Genomic DNA, 19,872 nt, shown 5'->3' on the forward strand with positions numbered 1-19,872 from the left:
AGCCGCGGCCCCCCCCCCCGGGGGGGGGGGGGGGGGGGGGGGGGGGGGGGGGGGGGGGGCCGCGGGGGGGGGGGGGGCGCGGCCCCCCCCCCCCCCCCCCCCCGCCGCCGTCCTCGGGAGGCGGCGCACGCCTTCCGGAGGCTTCAGGAGGCGGCGCACTCCTTCGGGGGGCGGCGCACGCCTTCAGGGGTCGGTGCGCGTTCTCAGGAGGCGGTGCACGTGAGGGACGGCGCCGACGGCGTGCCGTCGGCGAGGAAGCCGAACGTCGTCGAGGCGGACGGCTGGAGCGAGCCGTTGTACGGGGCGTTGCCCACCGACACGGCCGAACCGGAGGTGCTCAGCGTGCCGCCCCAGACCTGGCTGACGGCCTGGCCGGCGCCCAGGTTCCACCTGACGGTCCAGCCGCCGATCGCCGAGGCGCCGGCCGTCACCGTGACCTCGCCCTGGTAGCCGCCGGACCACGAGTTGGTGGTGCGGTAGGTCGCGACGCAGGCGCCGCCGGGGGTGGGCGTGACCGTCGGGGTGACCGTCGGCGTCGGGGTGGCCGTGGGCGTGACCGTCGGGGTGGGGGTGGGCTCCGCCGTCGGCCCGCCGCCGAAGCCGAACTGCCACCAGTCCACGTTGAACAGGTAGCCGCTCCCGCCGGTGTACCTGAAGTACAGGTCGTGGGTGCCCGTCGCGCCGTTCACCCCGCAGGACACGGTCGTCCATGCCTGCCAGCCGCCGGTACCCGGGACGGTGCACGTACCGGCCAGGGTGCCGTTGACGCCGTCCAGGCGGAGCTCGATCCTCCCGCCACCGGACCCCGAGGCGACGCGCGTGGTGAAGGTCTTCGCTCCGGTCCCGAAGGCGACGCCCTTGACCTTGACGTAGTCGCCGTTCTCGATGAACCCGATGTTCATCCCGCCTCCGTCGGCGGGTTCCGTCTCCACGCCGGACTCCCAGGCGATCGTCTCGGCCTCCTGCCGGACGTAGGGGTTCAGCGTGCCCACCTGGGGCGCCCCGGTCGTGGTCATGTTGATCGTCGGGATCGTGCCGTCGGCGTTGTAGGCGAACCTCTCCACGGCGACCGAGCGGGTGTAGCCGCCGCCGCCCGGCAGTGCGCCGTTGTGGTAGAAGAAGTACGAGTTCCCGGCGAAGTCGATGATGCCGGGATGGTTGGTGAAGCTGCCGCCCTGGGTGGGCATGATCGTGCCGCGGTAGGTCCACGGCCCGGTGGCGCTCGGGGCCGTCGAGTAGGCGATGAACTCGGAGCAGCACTTGGCGGCGAACACGTTGTAGTACAGGCCGCCCCGCTTGTAGACCCAGGGTCCCTCTTCGTACAGGGTCGGGCGGTTCGCGTCACCGGTGCGCGTGCCGAAGCCCGCGGTGGTCAGGGCGACCTTCGTCGGGCTGCCGGAGTACGAGGTCATGTCGGCGTTCAGCTTCACGTACCACAGGTTGGGGTTGCCCCAGTAGAGGTAGGCCTGGCCGTTGTCGTCGACGAAGACGGTGGGGTCGATCTCGCCGTTCTCCACCAGCGGGCGTCCGATGGCGTCCTTGAAGGGCCCGGTGGGGCTGTCGGACACCGCCACGCCGATGGCCATCCTGCCGGTCGCCCGGTTCTTGGTGGGCACGTACCAGTAGAACCTGCCGTTCCGGTGGATCGCCTGGCCCGCCCACGCGTCCGCGCTCGCCCAGCTGAAGGTCGCCAGGCTCAGCGGGGAGCCGTGGTCGGTCCAGTTGACCATGTCCGCCGAGGACCAGACCCGCCACTCCTTCATCGTGAAGTATGTCGAGCCGTCCTCGTCGTGGCCGGTGTAGAGGTAGACCCGGCCGTTGTGCACCAGCGGGGCCGGGTCGGCGGTGTAGATGGTCTGGACGATCGGGTTGTCCGCCCTGGCCGCGGCGGCCGGAAGCAGCATCATGACGGAGAGCAGGCTCATGATCCAGGCGAGTCCGCGCCTGGACGGGATCCCGCTCGGACCCGGACGTGCGATTCGCATGGATCTCCTCTTCGGGGGGTGGCCGCTCACGGGGACCGGTCCGTCCTACGGGGGCGGCTTATGTTAGCGCTAACATAATTGTCGGGGTCAGCCCTTCTTCGATTGCCGTCGGATGGTGGCGGTGGTGTCGCGGAGCAAATATGACACCGCGGGGCCTGTCAAGCGCCGTCCCCGCCCCTCGACGCGCCGCCGGCCGTGGCCCGGGTCTCCTGGCTGGGCACAAGCCGAGCCGGGACGCTCCCGCGGGGAGTGAAACTTTCACAGGCGGGCGACCCGCACGGTGAGGGCGGAGCCGGGAGAAGGCCCGCCCGCCGGACCGGCCCGGAAGCGCCCCTCCCGGCGAGGTCGTGCCCCGAGTCCGAAAAGAAGTCTTGACAAGTTCGGTAATGATTTCGAAACTGACTCTCCAGTCGGCCTCCTGCCGGGTCGGTGGTGGAACGGCAGGAGCGCTTCGGCGCGCGGCTCCCTTCCGGCCGGATCGGTGTGATCCGGCCGCTTCCCGACCCGTGACGATCCCGCGCGCCGCGGACCGCCGGTGATGATCCCGTACGCCGTGGACCGCCGGGCCCACGCCGGGACCACGGACGGAGCGCACCTCGCGCCCGCCCCGGGACGGCGGAGACGCCCGCTCGCCGGACCAGGACGACCTGTCGCCTCACCCGTCACGACCCGCGCCGGTGGACGCGGGTCAGGCGTGCCGCCGGGTCCGTTCCGCGCGCTCCAAGTGACCGAGAAGAACGTCCCCCTTACGAAAGGGCTCTTCCGATGTCCTCGTTCCGGTTCAGCCGCCGCCGACTACTCGCCACGGCCGCGCTCACCACGGCCGCCGGCCTGCTGAAGGCGGGCCCCGCCTGGGCCACCGAAGGCCCCCAGAGCTACACCCCGAGCTGGTCGTCGGTCGACCAGCACCCGCCGGCCGCCGAGTGGTTCCAGGACGCGAAGTTCGGCGTCTACTTCCACTGGGGCGTCTTCAGCGTCCCGGCGTTCGCGAACGAGTGGTACCCGCGCAACATGTACAACAACGGCTCGGGCGAGAACAACCACCACAGGAGCGTCTACGGCGACCCCTCGGCCTGGCCGTACCACAACTTCATCAACGGCGCGCGTGACAGGGCCGGCAACTGGGTGCAGTTCGCACCGAAGCTGAAGTCGGCCGGCGGCGCCTTCGACCCGGACGAGTGGGCGCAGCTGTTCGCCGACGCCGGCGCCCGGTTCGCCGGACCGGTGGCCGAGCACCACGACGGCTACTCGATGTGGAACAGCAGGGTGAACGAGTGGAACTCGGTCGCCACCGGTCCCAGACTCGACCTGCTGCGCCTGCACGCCGACGCCATCCGCGCCAAAGGCCTCAAACTCCTGGTGGCCATGCACCACGCCTACAACTTCACCGGCTTCTACCAGTGGGCGCCCGCGCAGTCCACGGCCTCACTGAAGAAGCTCTACGGCCAGCTGTCCTTCGCCGAGGAACAGCAGCTGTGGTACGACAAACTCAAAGAGGTCATCGACGGCTACCGGCCCGACATCATCTGGCAGGACTTCAACCTCAGCCGGCTGGACGAGTCGCGGCGGCTGAACTTCCTGGCGTACTACTACAACCAGGCCGTCGCCTGGAACGAGGACGTCGTCGCCACCTACAAGGACGGGTTCAACACCAGGGGCGAGGTCTTCGACTACGAGCGCGGCGGCCCCGCCGCCATCCAGACCCCCTACTGGCTCACCGACGACAGCATCTCCAGCTCCAGCTGGTGCTACACCGACGGCATCGGCTACTACTCGCTCAACGCGATGCTGCACTCGCTGATCGACCGGGTCAGCAAGAACGGCACCATGCTGCTGAACATCGCCCCGACGGCCGACGGCACCATCCCCTCGGGGCAGCGGTCGATCCTGCTGGGCATCGGGGACTACCTCCGGCGTTTCGGCGAGTCCGTCTACTCGACCCGGGCCTGGACCGTCCACGGCGAGGGGCCCACCCAGATGGGCGGCGGCTCCTTCACCACGCCGCGGGCGGGGACCGCCACCGACATCCGCTTCACCCGCAGCAAGGACGACACGGTGCTGTACGCCACCGTGCTGGGCTGGCCGGGCGGCACGCTGCACATCACGACCCTGGGCTCGAACCGGATCAACCTCGGCAACCTGGTCTCGGTGCGGCTCCTGGGCTCCTCGGCCGGCCAGTACGTCGACCTGCCCGGCCGCACCCAGGACGGCTCCGGCCTGCACGTCTCGATGCCCTCGTCCACCGCCCCGTTCAGCGCGCCGGCGTACGTGGTCAAGCTGACCTTCAACGGCCGGATCCCCGCCCTGGGATCCGGTCCCGCGCCGACCGGCTGGGTGCGGATCGCCAACGTCGCCACCGGTCTGGTGCTGGACGGCGGCGGCAGCGTGGCGTCGGGGGCGAACCTCAAGCAGTGGAACTGGGACGGCAGCACGAATCTGCAGTGGCAGCTCATCGACCTGGGCGGCGGCTGGTTCCGGATCGTCAACCGTACCAACGGCCTGGTGGCCGACAGCTGGGGCAATGCGGCCAACGGCGCGGTGTGCCGGCAGGGCACCTGGAACGGCGGCGACAACCAGCAGTGGAAGCTCACCGGCCTGGGCAACGGCCGCTACCAGATCGTCAACCGCGGCACCGGCACCGCCCTGGACGGCATGGGCAACACCACCGCCGGATCCACCGCAGGGATGTGGACCCCCAACGGCAGCACCAACAACCAGTGGACCATCACCGCGAGCTGACCGTAACCACCGCGCGGCCGCCTCCGGCCCGTGCGCCCGTCCGACCCCCCACTCTCCAGGAGGCTCACGTGTCATCCACCCCCCTCAGCCGCCGCCGGCTGCTCCAGGCCGCAGGCGTCGCCGTCGTCGCCTCCACCGCCGGCCAGATCGGCGGCACCGGCACGGCCCGCGCCGCGGTCGCCCCGGCGCGGCCCGACATCGGCGTGTCGGCGTACCCGTTCGACTTCGGGCAGGTACGGCTGACGGCCGGCCGCCTGATGGACAACCAGAACCGGACGCTGTCGTACCTGCGGTTCGTCGACGTCGAACGGCTGCTGTACAACTTCCGCGCCAACCACCGGCTGTCCACCGAGGGCGCCGCCGCCAACGGCGGCTGGGACGCTCCCTCGTTCCCGTTCCGCACCCACGCGCAGGGGCACTTCCTCACCGCGTGGGCCCAGGCCTACGCCGTGCTCGGCGACACCGTCTGCCGGGACAAGGCCACCCGCATGGTGGCCGAGATGGCCAGGTGCCAGGCGAACAACGGCGCCGCCGGGTTCAACACCGGGTACCTGTCCGGCTTCCCCGAGTCGGACTTCACCGCCCTCGAGGCCCGCACGCTGAACAACGGCAACGTGCCGTACTACTGCATCCACAAGACCATGACCGGTCTGCTCGACGTGTGGCGCCTCATCGGCAGCACCCAGGCGCGCGACGTGCTGCTGGCGCTCGCCGGCTGGGTCGACTGGCGGACGGGCAGGCTGAGCGGCAGCCAGATGCAGGCCATGCTGGGCACCGAGTTCGGCGGCATGAACGCGGTGCTGACGGACCTGTACCAGCAGACCGGCGACACCCGCTGGATGATCACCGCCCAGCGGTTCGACCACGCCGCCGTGTTCAACCCCCTGGCGTCGAACCAGGACCAGCTGAACGGCCTGCACGCCAACACCCAGGTGCCCAAGTGGATCGGCGCGGCCCGCGAGTACAAGGCCACCGGCACGACCCGCTACCGGGACATCGCCGTCAACGCCTGGAACATCACCGTCGGCGCGCACACCTACGCGATCGGCGGCAACAGCCAGGCGGAGCACTTCCGCGCCCCCAACGCGATCGCCGGTTACCTCGCCAACGACACCTGCGAGCACTGCAACAGCGTCAACATGCTCAACCTGACCCGCGAACTGTGGCTGCTGAACCCCGACCGGGCCGCGTACTTCGACTTCTACGAGCAGACGCTGCTCAACCACGTCGTCGGCGCGCAGAACCCGGCCGACGGCCACGGTCACGTCACCTACTTCACCCCGCTCAAACCGGGCGGCCGCCGCGGGGTGGGCCCGGCGTGGGGCGGCGGCACCTACAGCACCGACTACAACTCGTTCTGGTGCTGCCAGGGGACGGGGGTGGAGGTCAACACGCGGCTGATGGACTCCATCTACTTCCGCAACGGCACCACGCTGACGGTGAACCTGTTCGTGCCGTCGACGCTGGACTGGACCCAGCGCGGCATCACGGTCACCCAGACGACGTCCTTCCCGGTGAGCGACACCACCACCCTCCAGGTCACCGGCGACGCCGGCGGGTCGTGGACGATGCGGGTCCGCATCCCCTCCTGGACCACCGGCGCCACGATCAGCGTCAACGGCGCCCAGCAGAACGTGGACACCACCCCCGGGACGTACGCCGTCCTCACCCGTTCCTGGAGCTCCGGCGACACCGTCACCGTGCGCCTGCCCATGCGGGTGGTCACGAAGCCCGCCAACGACAACCCCGGCATCCAGGCGATCGCCTACGGCCCGGTCGTCCTGTCCGGGAACTACGGCAACACCGCGCTGTCGGCGCCGCCGGCCCTGAACACCGCGTCCGTCACCAGGACCGGTTCCACGACCCTGGCCTTCACCGCGACCGCCGACTCGGCGACGGTCAACCTCGGCCCCTTCTACGACGCCCACGGGTACAACTACGCCGTCTACTGGAACACCGGCGGTGGCGGCCCCACGCCGACCGGCTGGGTGCGGATCGCCAACGTCGCCACCGGTCTGGTGCTGGACGGCGGTGGCAGCGTGGCGTCGGGGGCGAACCTCAAGCAGTGGAACTGGGACGGCAGCACGAATCTGCAGTGGCAGCTGGTGGATCTGGGCGGCGGCTGGTTCCGGATCGTCAACCGTACCAACGGCCTGGTGGCCGACAGCTGGGGCAATGCGGCCAACGGCGCGGTGTGCCGGCAGGGCACCTGGAACGGCGGCGACAACCAGCAGTGGAAGCTCACCAATGTGGGCAACGGCCGCTACCAGATCGTCAACCGCGGCACCGGCACCGCCCTGGACGGCATGGGCAACACCACCGCCGGATCCACCGCAGGGATGTGGACCCCCAACGGCAGCACCAACAACCAGTGGACCATCACCGCGAGCTGACCGCGACCGCCGCGTGACGCGGGCGCCGGAGCGCACGCCCCTCCGGTGCCCGCGTCACACCACCGCCCCGAGAAGGCCGGGCCCTGGGACCAGGACCCGGCCTTCTCGTTCGTTCCCGTCCGCGCCGGCTCACCGGCAGCCGGAGGTCACCCGCCGTCGCCTCCGGTCACGGGCTCGTGCAGGTCACACCGGTCGGGGCGGCAGAGCCATTGCCGTTGGCGGTGAAGCCGAACGTCGCCGACCCGTTGCCGGGAACGGTGCCGTTGTAGGGGGCGTTCCTGACGGTCACCGTGCCTCCGGTGCCGGTGTTCACACCGTTCCACAGGCTCGTGATCGTCTGGCCGCCGGCCAGGGTCATCTTCACGGTCCAGCCGTTGAGCGGGGACGACCCGGGGTTGCCGACGGTCACCTCGCCCTGGAAGCCGGAGCCCCATTCGTTGGTCAGCCGGTACGCCGCCGTGCATCCGCCCGGCGGAGGGGTCACCGTCGGCGTGGCGGTCGGGGTCACCGTGGGCGTCGCCGTCGGGGTGGCCGTCGGGCCCGCGCCGCCGCTGACCCGGTACACGACGGTGCCGTGCGCCGGCACACTGGCCGAAATGGAGCCGGTGCTGGTGCTGACGGCGTTCGTCCACGCGTCGCGCAGGGTGAACGACCCGCCCTGCAGGCCGATCGCGGACGCGGTGGTGCCGACCGTGGTGGTGCTTCCGCCCTGGTTGAACAGGGCGACCGCGACGTCGCCGTCGGCGAGCCTCTTGGCCAGCACCCGCCGGGTCCCGTCGTTGCTGATCTGGCGGGCCTGCAGGCCGAGCGGGTCCTGGTTGATGGCGATCAGGTTCTGGTTCTTCAGGATGGCCGTCGTCGCCGAGTCCATGGAGCGCAGGTCGTTACCGGCGATCAGGGGCGAGGCCATGATCGCCCAGAGGGCGAAGTGGCTGCGCATCTCGGTGTCGTTCATGCCACCCCGGCCGACCTCCATCATGTCCGGGTCGTTGAACGCCCCCGGCCGGGCGTACGACGCGAGCGGGACGGTGACGTTGACGATGTTCTGGATGCCCATCGGGTACCCGTTGGTCTGGCCGGTGTCCCACTTGTTGGTGATGTCCTCGGTGGTCCGCCACATGTTGGCGACATCGCCCCAGTCGCGCTGCGGCCCCGTCTTGGCGTGGATGCTGTTGGGGTTGATGCTGTAGACGATCTGCCGCCCGGTCGCCGCCAGCGCGTCGCGCATCTTCGCGAACGTCCGGACCTGGTCGTCGATGGTGCCGTTGGGGGAGCACCAGTCGTACTTCAGGTAGTCCACGCCCCAGGCGGCGAACTGCCTGGCGTCCTGGACCTCGTGGCCCTGGCTGCCGGTCGCACCCGGATAGCCGCCGAAGTACTGCGCGCAGGTCTTGTCCACCGGCACCTGGTAGATGCCGAACTTCAGCCCCTTGGCGTGCAGGTAGTCACCGAGGGCCTTCATCCCGCTGGGGAACCGCGACGGGCTGCCCCGCAGGTTCCCCGCCGAGTCGCGGGCGGGGTCGAACCAGCAGTCGTCGACCACGACGTACTGGTAGCCCAGGTCGCGCAGACCGGAGCTGACGATCGAGTCGGCCATCTGCTTGATCAGTGTCTCGTTGATGTTGCAGCCGAACGTGTTCCAGCTGTTCCAGCCCATGGGCGGCGTGCGGGCCACGCCGTTCTCCAGGGCGTCGGCCTGGCCCTGCAGGGCGACCAGGCCGCCCGCGAGAACGCCGGCGGCGAGTATGGCTCCCACCTTGCGCAAGGATCCTCCCTGAGGTGAGCGGCGGGCGTCCGGTGAAAGCGGCCGGACCGCCGCTTCGGATGGAGGGCGGCCGGCGCCGGTGAGTGGCGCCGGCCGCCGCGTGCGGACGACGGGTCAGGGGCTGGTGCAGGTGGCGGTCGGGGTGGCCGCGGTGCCGTTGGCGGTGAAGCCGAAGGTGGTGGAGGCCCCGGCGGCGACGGAACCGTTGTAGGGGGCGTTGCGGACGGTCACCGCGGAGCCGGACACGGTCTGCGTGCCGCTCCACAGGCTGCTGATCGTCTGCCCGCCCGGCCAGGTCCACTGCACGGTCCAGCCGTCGATCGGCGCGCTGCCCGCGCGGACGGTCACCGTCGACTGGAACCCGCCGGGCCAGCTGTTGGTCGTCTCGATCGTCGCCGAGCACGCGCCCCCGATCGGGGAGGTGGTCGGGGACGGGGAGGTGGTCGGGGTGACGCTCGGCGAGGGCGACGAGGTCGGCGGCGTGGTGCTGTCGAACTGGGTGAAGAACTTCCACACCTCCGCGGGGACCCAGGTCCGGGAGCCGCTGTCGCCGGGGGCCCCGTCCTGCGGCGCGGCGATGTGGCCCTCGTCGAACGCGGCCCACACCACCGGGTACCCGGCCCGGCACCCCGAGTAGGTGGTGACCCGGTGCGTCAGGCTGCCCTGCGCCGGCTCGGGCGGGTTCTGGGCGGTGCAGCCGTTGTTCCTGACGAACCTGTCACGCATGGACCGTCCGCCGGAGATGTTGAGCACGCTGTCCCGCAGACCGTGGATCCCCATGTACGCGATGGGCTGGGAGCCGTCGCTGCAGCCGCTGAGCACCCCGCCGGACTGCACCGCGACCGCGCGGAAGACGTTCGCCCTGGCGCAGGCGATCGCGTACGACATGGCGCCGCCGTAGCTGAAGCCGGTGGCGAACAGCTGCGAGGTGTCGACGCAGAGCGAGCCCTCGACCTGCCGGACGATGTCGTCGATGAGGGTCAGGTCCTCGCCGTTCGAGTTGCCCCAGCCGTTGTTGAGGCCCTGGGGCGCGACGAAGATCGCGCTGTTGTTCGCCAGGCGCTGGAGCCCGTAGTAGGACCAGACGTCCCGCTGCACGGTCTGGCCCGTGGCGACGTCGGTGGCGGTGCCACCCAGCCAGTGGAGCCCGAAGATCAGCCGGTAGGGGTGGTTGCCGTCGTAGTTGTCGGGGACCCGCAGGATGTAGCTGCGGCTCTTGCCGCCGCTCTGGATCGTGCGCGTGCCGCTCGTCAGCCCGGGGGCCTTGCCGCACCCGGCGGTCGCCGCGAGGGTTCCGGCCGCGCGCGTGGGCGTACCACCGATGGCGGCGCTCAGCGCCGGGCCGCTCGCGACGAGGACGGCGAGCGCCGCGATCGCCAGGGCGACGAAGAGGGATCTGCGTTTCGACATCACGTGACTCTCTCTGCCGGCCGGACGCCGGCGTGCGTGGACGGGGGCGGTCACATAGGGAGGCGCCGGCCGGCCGGGGAGGCGGGCGACGCGGCGCGGAGTGCTGCGGACGTGTTCATTCACGCTCCAGGGGGCGCGGCCGCGGCCGCGCACGGTGGTGACGCCGGCCGTGGAGAACCTGGATCGGCCGGCACTGTCATCGGCGTTCGTGAGAATGCGCGGAAGCCGGACCCGGCGAACCCGCGGCCCGGTCCGTACCGGTGCGACGTGGACGGCGTCGTGACCGGGAACCCCTGCCGATCACCACCGACTCCGGCAAGGGGGCCATTGCGGACTCAGTGTGGAAATCTCCACGAAACCTGTCAAGGCCGCTTCGGAAGCGTTTCGACGGAGCGGACGGGCCGAGCCCCCGGCCCGCGTCGCCGGGCCGCTCGGGTGACGAGGGCTTCCATCCCTCCCCGGCGGGTGCTCCACGGGGGCGGTCACCCGCCGGAGATCCGATCGTTGCGAAGTGATTTCGTGAAAATTTCATCCACCGCACCTCGCGCATGATCGAGTTCCGCCTGGTGGGAGCGGACGGGGCGCGTGCGGCGGGCCGGGACGCCGCCGGGAGGGGGATTCGGGGGCCCTTGACGGGACCGCCTCACGTCGTGTTTGCTCCCCGGCATCACCACCACACACTCCGACGAAGGAGAACCGGTCTTGCGAATGATTTGTTAACGCTAACAGTGATGTGAGCACCGTACCGGAGCCGGGCGGGACCACCACCCGCGGTGCGATCCGGTTCCGGCCGTCGGGTTCCGGCCGTCGGGTTCCGGCCGTCACCGGACGGAGACACCCCGTTTTCCTTGACACGCCTGCCATTCGCGACGCCCACCCGTGGCGCTCCGTGGACCGCGATCGCGGTGACCCACGCATAGGGGAGAAGATGAAACCTGGACGGCTCATACCGGCGGCGGCTCTGGTGATCACGGGGTTCCTGGCCGCGGCGTGCGGGGGGAACGACGGTTCCGGCGCCGCCGCGGGAGGGGGCGCTCCGGCGAAGCCGGTCGTCGGCGTCGACTATCCGCGCTCCGACACCGACTTCTGGAACTCCTACATCAGCTACGTGCCGAAGTCCGGTGGTGAGCTGGGAATGGAGCTGAAGACCACCAACTCCCAGAACGACATCGCCAAGCTGACCTCCAACGTGCAGAGCCTCATCGGCCAGGGCGTGAAGGCCGTGGTGATGGCGCCGCAGGACACCGCGGCGGTCGCCCCCACCCTCCAGCAGCTGGAGGGCAAGAAGATCCCCGCCGTGCTGGTGGACACCCGGCCCGACACCGGGAACGCCTACATGGTGGTGCGCGCCGACAACCGCGCCTACGGGGAGAAGGCCTGCCGCTTCCTGGGCGAGAAGCTCGGCGGCAAGGGGAAGGTCGTGATGCTGCAGGGCGACCTGGCCTCCATCAACGGCCGGGACCGCACCGAGGCGTTCAACGACTGCATGAAGCAGAACTACCCCGGCATCACGGTCTTCGGTGAGGCCGCGAACTGGGACGGCGCCGTCGCCTCGCAGAAGCTGCAGACGCGCCTGACCGCCAACCCGGACGTCAAGGGCGTCTACATGCAGTCGAGCTTCGCGCTGGCCGGGACCCTCCAGGTGCTCAAGCAGCGCGGGCTGCTGGTCGCGCCCACCGATCCCAAGCACGTCTTCGTGGTCTCCAACGACGGCATCCCGCAGGAGCTGAAGGAGATCGCCGCCGGCAACATCGACGCCACCGTGTCGCAGCCGGCCGACCTGTACGCCAAGTGGGCGCTGTCGTACGCCAAGGCCGCCGCCGAGGGCAAGACCTTCCAGCCGGGCAAGACCGACCACGACAGCACCATCATCCAGGTCCGGCCCGGCCTTCTGGAGGACCAGCTGTCCGCGCCGCTCGTCACCGCCGACGGCGCCGCCTACGGGGAGATCACCAGCCTGAAGCACGACGACACGTCGCTGTGGGGCAACAACCTCGGCTGAAAGGCGGCCCCATGTCGGAATCCACGGGAGGGACCGTGAGCCGCCCCTCCGCCCGCGGTCACGGGCCGTCCGGTTCGGATTCGCCGGTGGCCGAGGCGGAGGGCGTCACCAAGAGGTACGGCGAGACGGTGGCGCTGAACGGCGCCCACATCACGATCATGCCGGGCCAGGCCCACGCCCTGGTCGGCCGGAACGGCGCGGGTAAGTCCACGCTGGTGTCCATCCTGACGGGCCTGCAGGCGCCGGATGAGGGACGGGTGCGGTTCGCGGGGGCGGCCGCGCCGCGCCTGACCGACCGGGACGCCTGGCGGCGGCGGGTCGCCTGCGTCTACCAGAAGTCCACCATCATCCCCGAGCTGACCGTGGCCGAGAACCTGTACCTCAACCGGCACGAGCGCACCGGGCTCGGCCTGATCGGCTGGAAGAGTCTGTGGCGCAAGGCCGCCGATCTGCTGCAGGCATGGTCGGTGGAGGTGGACGTACGCCGCCCGGCCGGGGAACTGGGGGTCGAGCAGCGCCAGTTCGTGGAGATCGCCCGTGCGCTGTCGTTCGGAGCCCGGTTCATCATCCTGGACGAGCCCACCGCCCAGCTCGACGGCGCCGCGATCTCCCGGCTGTTCACCCGGATGCGCGCGATGCGCGAGCAGGGCGTCACCTTCCTGTTCATCAGCCACCACCTGCAGGAGATCTACGAGATCTGCGACACCGTCACCGTGTTCCGCGACGCCCGGCACATCCTCACCGCTCCCGTCGCGGACCTGCCCCGGGCGGAGTTGGTCGCGGCGATGACCGGGGAGGCCGCAGGGCTGCGCGAGCGCGAGGCCCGCCCGCCGGTCTCCGCCGGTGAGCCGGTCGTCCTCGACGTGCAGGATCTCACCTCGGGCGGGACCTATGAGCAGGTGAGTCTCCAGGTGCGCGCCGGGGAGATCGTGGGCCTGGCCGGCGCCGAGGGCAGCGGCAAGACCGAGGTCGCCGAGACCGTCGTGGGCCTGCGCGCCCCGGACTCGGGGACCATCGAGGTGGCCGGGCGGCGTCCGCGCGCCGCGAGCGTGCCCGCCTCCCTGGCCGCCGGCGTGGGCTTCGTACCCCGTGACCGTCACCATCAGGGCCTCGTCCCGCAGATGTCGATCGCCGACAACGCCACCCTGACCGTTCCCGAGCGGCTCGGACCGGCGGGCCTGATCAGCGGCCGGCGCCGGGATGAGCTGGCCCGCGACCTGATCGGCAACCTGGCGATCAAGACGCCCGGCCCCGCCCTGCCCGTTTCGGGACTGTCCGGCGGCAACCAGCAGAAGGTCGTGATGGCCCGCGCCCTGGCCGGCGATCCCCGCCTGCTGGTACTGATCACCCCCACCGCCGGGGTCGATGTGCGCTCCAAGGAGTTCCTGCTCGGCAAGGTCGAAGAAGTCGCCGCTCAGGGGACGGGCGTCGTGATCGCCTCCGACGAACTGGACGATCTGCGGCTGTGCGACCGGGTGCTGGTGATGTTCCACGGCCGCATCGTGGCCGAACTGGCCGCCGGCTGGCACGACCACGAGATGGTCGCCGCCATGGAAGGAGTCGACCTCGATGCCTGAGACCACCACCGTCCCAACCGGATCCACCGGGTCCGCACCGGATGCCCCGGCCGCCGCGGTGTCCGGCCGCCGGCGCCCCGGCCCCGCGCTGGCACGGTTGCGGGACTTCGCGCTGGTGCCCGCGATCATCGGGATCGCCGTCGTCGGCCAGATCGTCAGCCCGATCTTCCTGCAGGCCGACAACATCATCAACATCCTGCAGACCATGTCGGAGATCTCCCTGCTCGTCCTGGCCCAGACACTCGTGCTGGTGGCCGGGAAGATGGACCTGTCACTGGAGTCGACCTTCGGCCTGGCGCCCGGCGTGGCCGCCTGGCTGACCGTCGCCGCCGGCGCGGGCCACGGCCTCGGGCTGCTGGACGGCGGCTGGGCTATCCCGGTCACCCTCGCGGCGGGCGTGCTGATCGGCGTGGTGAACGCGCTGTTCATCGTCCGCTTCGGCCTCAACGGCTTCGTCGTCACCCTGGGCATGCTCATCGTGCTGCGCGGCCTTTTGACCGGCATCTCCGGCGGGCAGACCTTCTTCAACCTCCCGGCGTCGATGACCTACCTCGGCTCGGCCCTGTGGCTCGGCGTGCCGGCGTCCATCTGGATCTGCCTGCTGCTGTTCGCCGCCGGGGTCGTGCTGCTGGGCTTCACCCGGTTCGGGCGGGCGTTGTACGCCATCGGCGGCAACCTCGACGCCGCCAGGGCCGCGGGGATCCGCACCACCCGGGTTCTGTGGATCACGCTGATCGGAGCGAGCGCGCTGGCCGCGCTCGGCGGTCTGCTGCTGTCGGGCCGTCTTGCCTCGGTCGCCGCCTCCCAGGGGGATGGCGCGATCTTCACGGTGTTCGCCGCCGCCGTCATCGGCGGCGTCAGTCTCAACGGCGGCAAGGGCACGATGTTCGGCGCGTTCACCGGCATCCTTCTGCTCTACATGATCCAGAACGTCCTGACCCTCGCGGGCGTCCCGGCCCAGTGGATCCAGGCGCTCAACGGAGCGATCATCCTCACCGCCCTCGTCCTCTCCCGCCTCACCGGTGGCAGATCCCAGGAGTGATCTCCCGCCTCACCGGCGGCGGATCCCAGGGGTGAACCGCAGTGAGAGGAGGCGCGGCCCTCGAACGGGGTCGCACCTTCTCCCGTTGCATTCGCTCCGCCACATCACCGTATGTCCCGACAGGAAAGGACCGGACCGGCAGATGCCCGCCAACGCCGACGGAGGTGGGAACACCACCCTCGAACAGGACTGGACCACCGTCGAGAGCACGACCGGACGCCTCGGGACCCCAGTGGGAGGGTGAGCGCAGGGCCGCCGGCCGCACGGTGCCGCAGGAAGGCCGAACCGCGCCGGCCGTACGGCGATGGCCGGACCCGGGACGGCGCGGGAAAGGACGGGCCGAAAGCGTGTTGCGTCTCCGCCGGCCGGCCGCCACCTTTCAGATATCCCACGAAGAGGACTACGTCGGTGACTACCTGGACTGAGGTTCTCCCACCCCGGGCGGGCGGCGGTCACCGCGTGGCCGTCGCCCGCCGGATGGCGGGCTGAGGGATTTTGATAAGACTGGGGGATAAGTCCGTTGTGGTCTGTCCCCTGGGAGGGCACCGGTGAGCGACACGGTCCCCGAGCGAACCCCCGAACACATCGACGTCCTCATCGTGGGGGCTGGCCTGTCCGGAATCGGCGCCGCCGCCCACCTCCGGCGCGAACACCCACGGAAATCCCTCGCGATCCTGGAGTCGAGGGGTGCCATCGGGGGGACGTGGGACCTGTTCCGCTACCCGGGGATCCGCTCGGACTCCGACATGCTCACCCTCGGATACTCCTTCCGGCCCTGGACCGACGCCAGGTCCATCGCCGACGGCCCGTCGATCCGCTCCTACGTCGCCGACACCGCCCGCGAGTACGGCCTGGGCCGGCACATCCGCTTCCACCTGCGCGTCACGCGCGCGTCCTGGTCGTCGGAGACGGCACGCTGGACGGTCACCGCGGTGCGCACCGGGCCCGGCGAACACGGCCCCGGGCACGAAACCGGGCACGGGGCCGAGGACGGTTCCGGGCACGGAGCCGGGGCCGGGCACGGGGTCGGGACCGGGGCCGGGCACGGGAAGGGTTCCGAAGAGGGCATCGAAGAGGGGGCCGAGGAGGCTTCCGGAGGCGACGCCGGGCGCGGCCCCGAGGACGGTCCCGGCGGTCCGGGTGATTCCGGGAATTCCGGGGAGACGGTGACGTTCACCTGTTCGTTCCTGATGGCCTGCACCGGCTACTACCGCTACGACGAGGGATACCGCCCCGCCCTCCCCGGAGAGCACGACTTCCGGGGGCCGATCGTGCACCCGCAGCACTGGCCGGACGACCTCGACCACACCGGCCGGCGCGTCGTCGTCATCGGCAGCGGCGCGACCGCGGTGACCCTGGTGCCCGCGCTGGCGGAGAAGGCGGAGCACGTCACGATGCTGCAGCGCTCGCCGACCTACGTCGCGGCCGTGCCGTCCCGTGACCGGTTGGCCGACCGGATCCGCTGCCACCTGCCGGCCCGTACGGCCTACCGGATCGTGCGCTGGAAGAACGTGCTGTTCTCCATGGCCGTCTACCGGCTCAGCCGCCGCCGGCCGAAGCTGGTGAAGGCCCTCCTGCGCCGGGGCGCGGCGGCCGCGCTGCCCGCCGGCTTCGACGTCGACACGCACTTCGCGCCGTCCTACGACCCGTGGGACCAGCGGCTGTGCGCCGTACCCGACGGCGACCTGTTCCGCGCGGTCCGGGAGGGCCGGGCCGACGTCGTCACCGACCACATCGAGCGTCTCACCCCCGGCGGCGTCACGCTCCGCTCCGGCCGGCGCCTTCCCGCCGACATCGTCGTGACCGCGACCGGGCTCAACCTGCTGGCGATCGGCGGCATGCGCCTGAGCGTCGACGGCCGGGACGTCGAACTGCCGCGGACCCTCGCCTACAAGGGCATGATGCTGTCGGGTGTGCCGAACTTCTCCCTCACCGTCGGCTACACCAACGCCTCCTGGACGCTCAAGGCCGACCTGGTCTCCCGCTACGTGTGCCGGTTGCTCAGGCACATGGACGCGCACGGGTATCGGGCCGTCACCCCGGTCGCCCCCGACCTGGAGGATCGGGACGCCCTCGCACCGCTGATCGACCTGAAATCCGGGTACGTGCTGCGAAGCGCCGGTCTGCTGCCCAGGCAGGGCCCCGAGGCGCCGTGGCGGCTGTACCAGAACTACCTCCGCGACGTGCGCCTGATGCGGAGCGGTCCGGTCACCGACGGCGTCCGCTTCACCGGCGCCGTCCGCCGTCCCCGCGACCTGTCGTGACCATCATCCGCCGTGACCACCCGCCGTGACCACCCGCCGTGACCACCCGCCGTGACCACCCGCCGTGACCACCCGCCGTGACCACCCGCCGTGACCACCCGCCGTGACCACCTGCCGTGATCGTCGCCCATCGCTTCACAGCCTCATCGCCGAGAAACCGAGGTTCACCACTGTGCGTACCATGCTCGCCGGACGGCTCCACCTGGACACCGACCCCCGGACGTTCGCGGTGGAGGAGGTCCCCGTTCCCGTCCCCGGCCCGGGGGAGGTGCTCATCGAGGTCAGGGCGGCCGGGGTCTGCCTGTCCGACGTCCACCTGATCGACGGCAGCCTCAGGCCCCTGCGCCTCTCCGACGCGGTCACCCTCGGCCACGAGGTCGCCGGGGTCGTCCACGGTCTCGGCCCGGACGTCGCCGGGGACTGGGCCCCCGGCGCGCGCGTCGCCCTGCAGGCCGGGCAGTCCTGCGGCCGGTGCGCCGACTGCGTGCGCCGGCGCCCGTGCCGACTGCCGCTCACCCGGGGCGTGGACTACGACGGGGGCTGGGCCCAGTACACGCTCGCCCGAGAGGACACGCTCGTCGCGATCCCCGACGCGCTGCCGTTCGACCAGGCGGCCATCATCCCCGACGCGGTCTCCACCCCCTACGCCGCCGTCGTGCAGACCGGGCAGGTCCGCCCGGCCCAGGCCGTCGGCGTCTGGGGCGCGGGCGGCCTGGGCGCGCACGGCGTCCGGATCGCCCGGCTGGCCGGGGCGGCGCCCGTCATCGCCGTCGATCCGCTGCCCGGCGCCCGTGAGCGCGCACTCGCCTTCGGCGCCGACCTGGCCCTCGATCCCGCCGACCCCGGCTTCGCCGCCGCGGTGAGGGAGGCCACCGGCGGGCGCGGCCTGGAGGCGGCGTTCGACTTCGCCGGCGTCCCGGCGGTCCGGGAGCAGGCCGCCAAGGTCCTGGGCCCCGGCGGCGTCCTCGTCCTGGCCGGGCTCACCCCGCAGCCGCTCACCGTCACCGACGGCACGCGGTTCAGCTACCGCCAGAACCAGATCCGCGGCCACTACGGCTCCTCTCCCGAGCACGTCGAGCAGCTCGTACGGCTGGCCGCCACCGGTCGCCTCGATCTGGCGCCCTCCGTCACCGCCCACATCCCGCTGGCCGACGCCGCCGACGCCGTCGCCCGGCTGGAGAACAAGACGGGCGACCCGATCCGCCTCGTCCTCGTGCCGTAGGACACGGCGGCCGGCCGTACGTTCCTGGGCGCCGACAGGGAAGGGAGAGGAGCGGCTGGCCGTACGTTCCGGGCGCCGGCGGGGAACGAACGGCGGGCCGGAGGTGGAATCCGCGTGATCGTCATTGGCGGGACCGTACGGCGCGGTCGTGTGTGGAGCCTCACAGTTTGTGATCGACTGCCTGGGTATCCTGCGCTCATCGGTGAGGCGCCGCGGGACGAACCGCGTCGGCGGCGGCCTCCCAGGGAGGGGGAGCGATGTCCGGGGGCGGAGACACGAGCGCCGGCGACACCATGCGGGCGATGGCGTACGACGCCTACGGCGACACCGGGGTCCTGGCTCCGGCGCGCCTGCCGCGTCCCAAGGTCGGGCCCGGCGAGGTCCTGGTACGGGTGCGTTGCGCCGCGGTCAACCCGGTCGACTGGAAGCTCATGTCCGGCGGTCTCGACGCCCTGATGGACACCGTCTTCCCCGTCGTCCCGGGATGGGACGTCGCGGGCGTCGTCGAGCAGGTGGGCATCGACACCCCCGAGTTCGCGGTGGGCGACGAGGTCATCGCCTACGCCCGCAAGGACTACGTCCACGGCGGCACCTTCGCCGAGCTGGTCACCGTGCCTGTGCGCGCGCTCGCGCGCAAGCCCGCCTCGCTGACGTGGGAGGAGGCCGCCGGGCTGCCGCTCGCCGGTCTCACCGCCTACCAGCTGCTGACCCGGCTCGGCACCGGCGAGGGCGACACCGTGCTGATCCACAACGCGGCGGGAGGCGTCGGCACGCTGGGCGTGCAGATCGCGGCCGCCCTGGGCGCCCGCGTGATCGGCACGGCCTCCCCGGCGAACCACGACCGGCTGCGCGCCCTGGGCGCCGAGCCGGTGGCGTACGGCGAGGGCCTGGCGGAACGGGTCCGCTCCCTCGCCCCGGAGGGCGTCGACGTGGTCGCGGACTTCGTGGGCGGCGTCCTGGACGACACCCTGGCGGTGCTCGCCGACGGCGGGCGGCACGCCTCGATCGCGGACGACTCCGTCGTCGCCGCCGGCGGGCAGTGGATGTGGGTGCGCCCCAGCGGTCCCGACCTGACCACCCTCGGGGAACTCGCCGACGCGGGAAGGCTCACCGTTCCGGTGGCGCGCACGTTCGCCCTGGAGGAACTGGGCGAGGCGTTCGAGCTGAGCCGATCCGGCCACGTCCACGGCAAGCTCGTCGTGCGGATCTGACGGGAGTCAGGATCTGACGGGAGTCATGGGAGCGCGGCGGCGGAGCGGGTGGGCGTGCCGAGGGAGCAGGCGAGCGTGACGGGGGAGCGGGCGGCGTGACGGGGGAGCGGGCGAGCGCGCCGGGGGAGAGGTCCGCCGCCTCTCCGACCGGTTGATCGCCGTCCGCCCCTTTCCTCTGGTCCGCTGGAACGCGAACAGGATGCCGGGCACCGTACGACCCGATTTTCTGGACGGTCCTATCCCTAGGGAACGTCGCGGTGGC

General features: G+C 71.4%; 11 protein-coding genes. 8 read left to right on the forward strand and 3 right to left on the reverse strand.

The window, feature by feature from the left end; genetic code table 11:
• Positions 1 to 203: 203 nt before the first annotated feature.
• Positions 204 to 1,985: a family 43 glycosylhydrolase gene (locus tag ACFYSC_RS27560; RefSeq protein ID WP_389967499.1), complete on the reverse strand. Its 1,782-nt coding sequence runs from the start codon at positions 1,983 to 1,985 to the stop codon at positions 204 to 206.
• Between the two features lie 765 nt (positions 1,986 to 2,750).
• Here ACFYSC_RS27560 and ACFYSC_RS27565 point away from each other — a divergent pair.
• Together ACFYSC_RS27565 and ACFYSC_RS27570 are read left to right on the forward strand one after the other, a co-directional pair.
• Complete coding sequence (locus ACFYSC_RS27565) at positions 2,751 to 4,724, forward strand: alpha-L-fucosidase (RefSeq protein ID WP_389967501.1); 1,974 nt, start codon at positions 2,751 to 2,753, stop codon at positions 4,722 to 4,724.
• A 68-nt stretch (positions 4,725 to 4,792) separates the two neighbouring features.
• On the forward strand, positions 4,793 to 7,117 hold the full coding sequence (locus tag ACFYSC_RS27570; RefSeq protein ID WP_389967502.1) for a beta-L-arabinofuranosidase domain-containing protein: 2,325 nt from the start codon (positions 4,793 to 4,795) through the stop codon (positions 7,115 to 7,117).
• 166 nt (positions 7,118 to 7,283) lie between these two features.
• On the opposite strand, the gene ACFYSC_RS27575 is transcribed toward ACFYSC_RS27570, so the two are convergent.
• On the reverse strand, positions 7,284 to 8,873 hold the full coding sequence (locus ACFYSC_RS27575) for a cellulose binding domain-containing protein (protein ID WP_389967562.1): 1,590 nt from the start codon (positions 8,871 to 8,873) through the stop codon (positions 7,284 to 7,286).
• 123 nt (positions 8,874 to 8,996) lie between these two features.
• Positions 8,997 to 10,292, reverse strand: a complete 1,296-nt coding sequence (locus ACFYSC_RS27580) for a cellulose binding domain-containing protein (RefSeq protein ID WP_389967504.1) — start codon at positions 10,290 to 10,292, stop codon at positions 8,997 to 8,999.
• 928 nt (positions 10,293 to 11,220) lie between these two features.
• Between ACFYSC_RS27580 and ACFYSC_RS27585 the strand changes: the two genes are divergently transcribed.
• The 6 genes from ACFYSC_RS27585 (at position 11,221) to ACFYSC_RS27610 (ending at position 19,610) form a co-directional block, all read left to right on the forward strand.
• On the forward strand, positions 11,221 to 12,294 hold the full coding sequence (locus ACFYSC_RS27585) for a sugar ABC transporter substrate-binding protein (protein WP_389967506.1): 1,074 nt from the start codon (positions 11,221 to 11,223) through the stop codon (positions 12,292 to 12,294).
• Between the two features lie 86 nt (positions 12,295 to 12,380).
• Positions 12,381 to 13,871: a sugar ABC transporter ATP-binding protein gene (locus ACFYSC_RS27590; protein ID WP_389967508.1), complete on the forward strand. Its 1,491-nt coding sequence runs from the start codon at positions 12,381 to 12,383 to the stop codon at positions 13,869 to 13,871.
• Positions 13,864 to 14,913 carry an ABC transporter permease gene (locus ACFYSC_RS27595; RefSeq protein WP_389967510.1) on the forward strand — a complete coding sequence of 350 codons (1,050 nt, stop codon included), beginning with the start codon at positions 13,864 to 13,866 and terminating at the stop codon, positions 14,911 to 14,913. The genes ACFYSC_RS27590 and ACFYSC_RS27595 overlap by 8 nt, the downstream gene beginning before the upstream one ends.
• 548 nt (positions 14,914 to 15,461) lie before the next feature.
• The gene (locus ACFYSC_RS27600; protein WP_389967512.1) at positions 15,462 to 17,177 is read left to right on the forward strand and encodes a flavin-containing monooxygenase; all 1,716 of its coding nucleotides are present in this window, start codon (positions 15,462 to 15,464) and stop codon (positions 17,175 to 17,177) included.
• A 181-nt stretch (positions 17,178 to 17,358) separates the two neighbouring features.
• Positions 17,359 to 18,399, forward strand: coding sequence for a zinc-binding dehydrogenase (locus tag ACFYSC_RS27605; RefSeq protein ID WP_389967564.1), 1,041 nt, complete (start codon positions 17,359 to 17,361; stop codon positions 18,397 to 18,399).
• 257 nt (positions 18,400 to 18,656) lie between these two features.
• The gene (locus ACFYSC_RS27610; protein WP_362946759.1) at positions 18,657 to 19,610 is read left to right on the forward strand and encodes an NADP-dependent oxidoreductase; all 954 of its coding nucleotides are present in this window, start codon (positions 18,657 to 18,659) and stop codon (positions 19,608 to 19,610) included.
• The last annotated feature ends 262 nt before the right edge of the window (positions 19,611 to 19,872 follow it).

Origin of the sequence: Streptosporangium sp. NPDC004379 (genome assembly GCF_042873875.1) — a bacterium.
Taxonomy (GTDB): domain Bacteria; phylum Actinomycetota; class Actinomycetes; order Streptosporangiales; family Streptosporangiaceae; genus Streptosporangium.

Excerpts from the sequence above, each read along its gene's own strand:
- ACFYSC_RS27560 (WP_389967499.1), bottom strand. The coding sequence starts at position 1,985 with ATGCGAATCGCACGTCCGGGTCCGAGCGGGATCCCGTCCAGGCGCGGA.
- ACFYSC_RS27565 (WP_389967501.1), top strand. The coding sequence starts at position 2,751 with ATGTCCTCGTTCCGGTTCAGCCGCCGCCGACTACTCGCCACGGCCGCG.
- ACFYSC_RS27580 (WP_389967504.1), bottom strand. The coding sequence starts at position 10,292 with ATGTCGAAACGCAGATCCCTCTTCGTCGCCCTGGCGATCGCGGCGCTC.
- ACFYSC_RS27585 (WP_389967506.1), top strand. The coding sequence starts at position 11,221 with ATGAAACCTGGACGGCTCATACCGGCGGCGGCTCTGGTGATCACGGGG.
- ACFYSC_RS27595 (WP_389967510.1), top strand. The coding sequence starts at position 13,864 with ATGCCTGAGACCACCACCGTCCCAACCGGATCCACCGGGTCCGCACCG.
- ACFYSC_RS27605 (WP_389967564.1), top strand. The coding sequence starts at position 17,359 with ATGCTCGCCGGACGGCTCCACCTGGACACCGACCCCCGGACGTTCGCG.
- ACFYSC_RS27610 (WP_362946759.1), top strand. The coding sequence starts at position 18,657 with ATGTCCGGGGGCGGAGACACGAGCGCCGGCGACACCATGCGGGCGATG.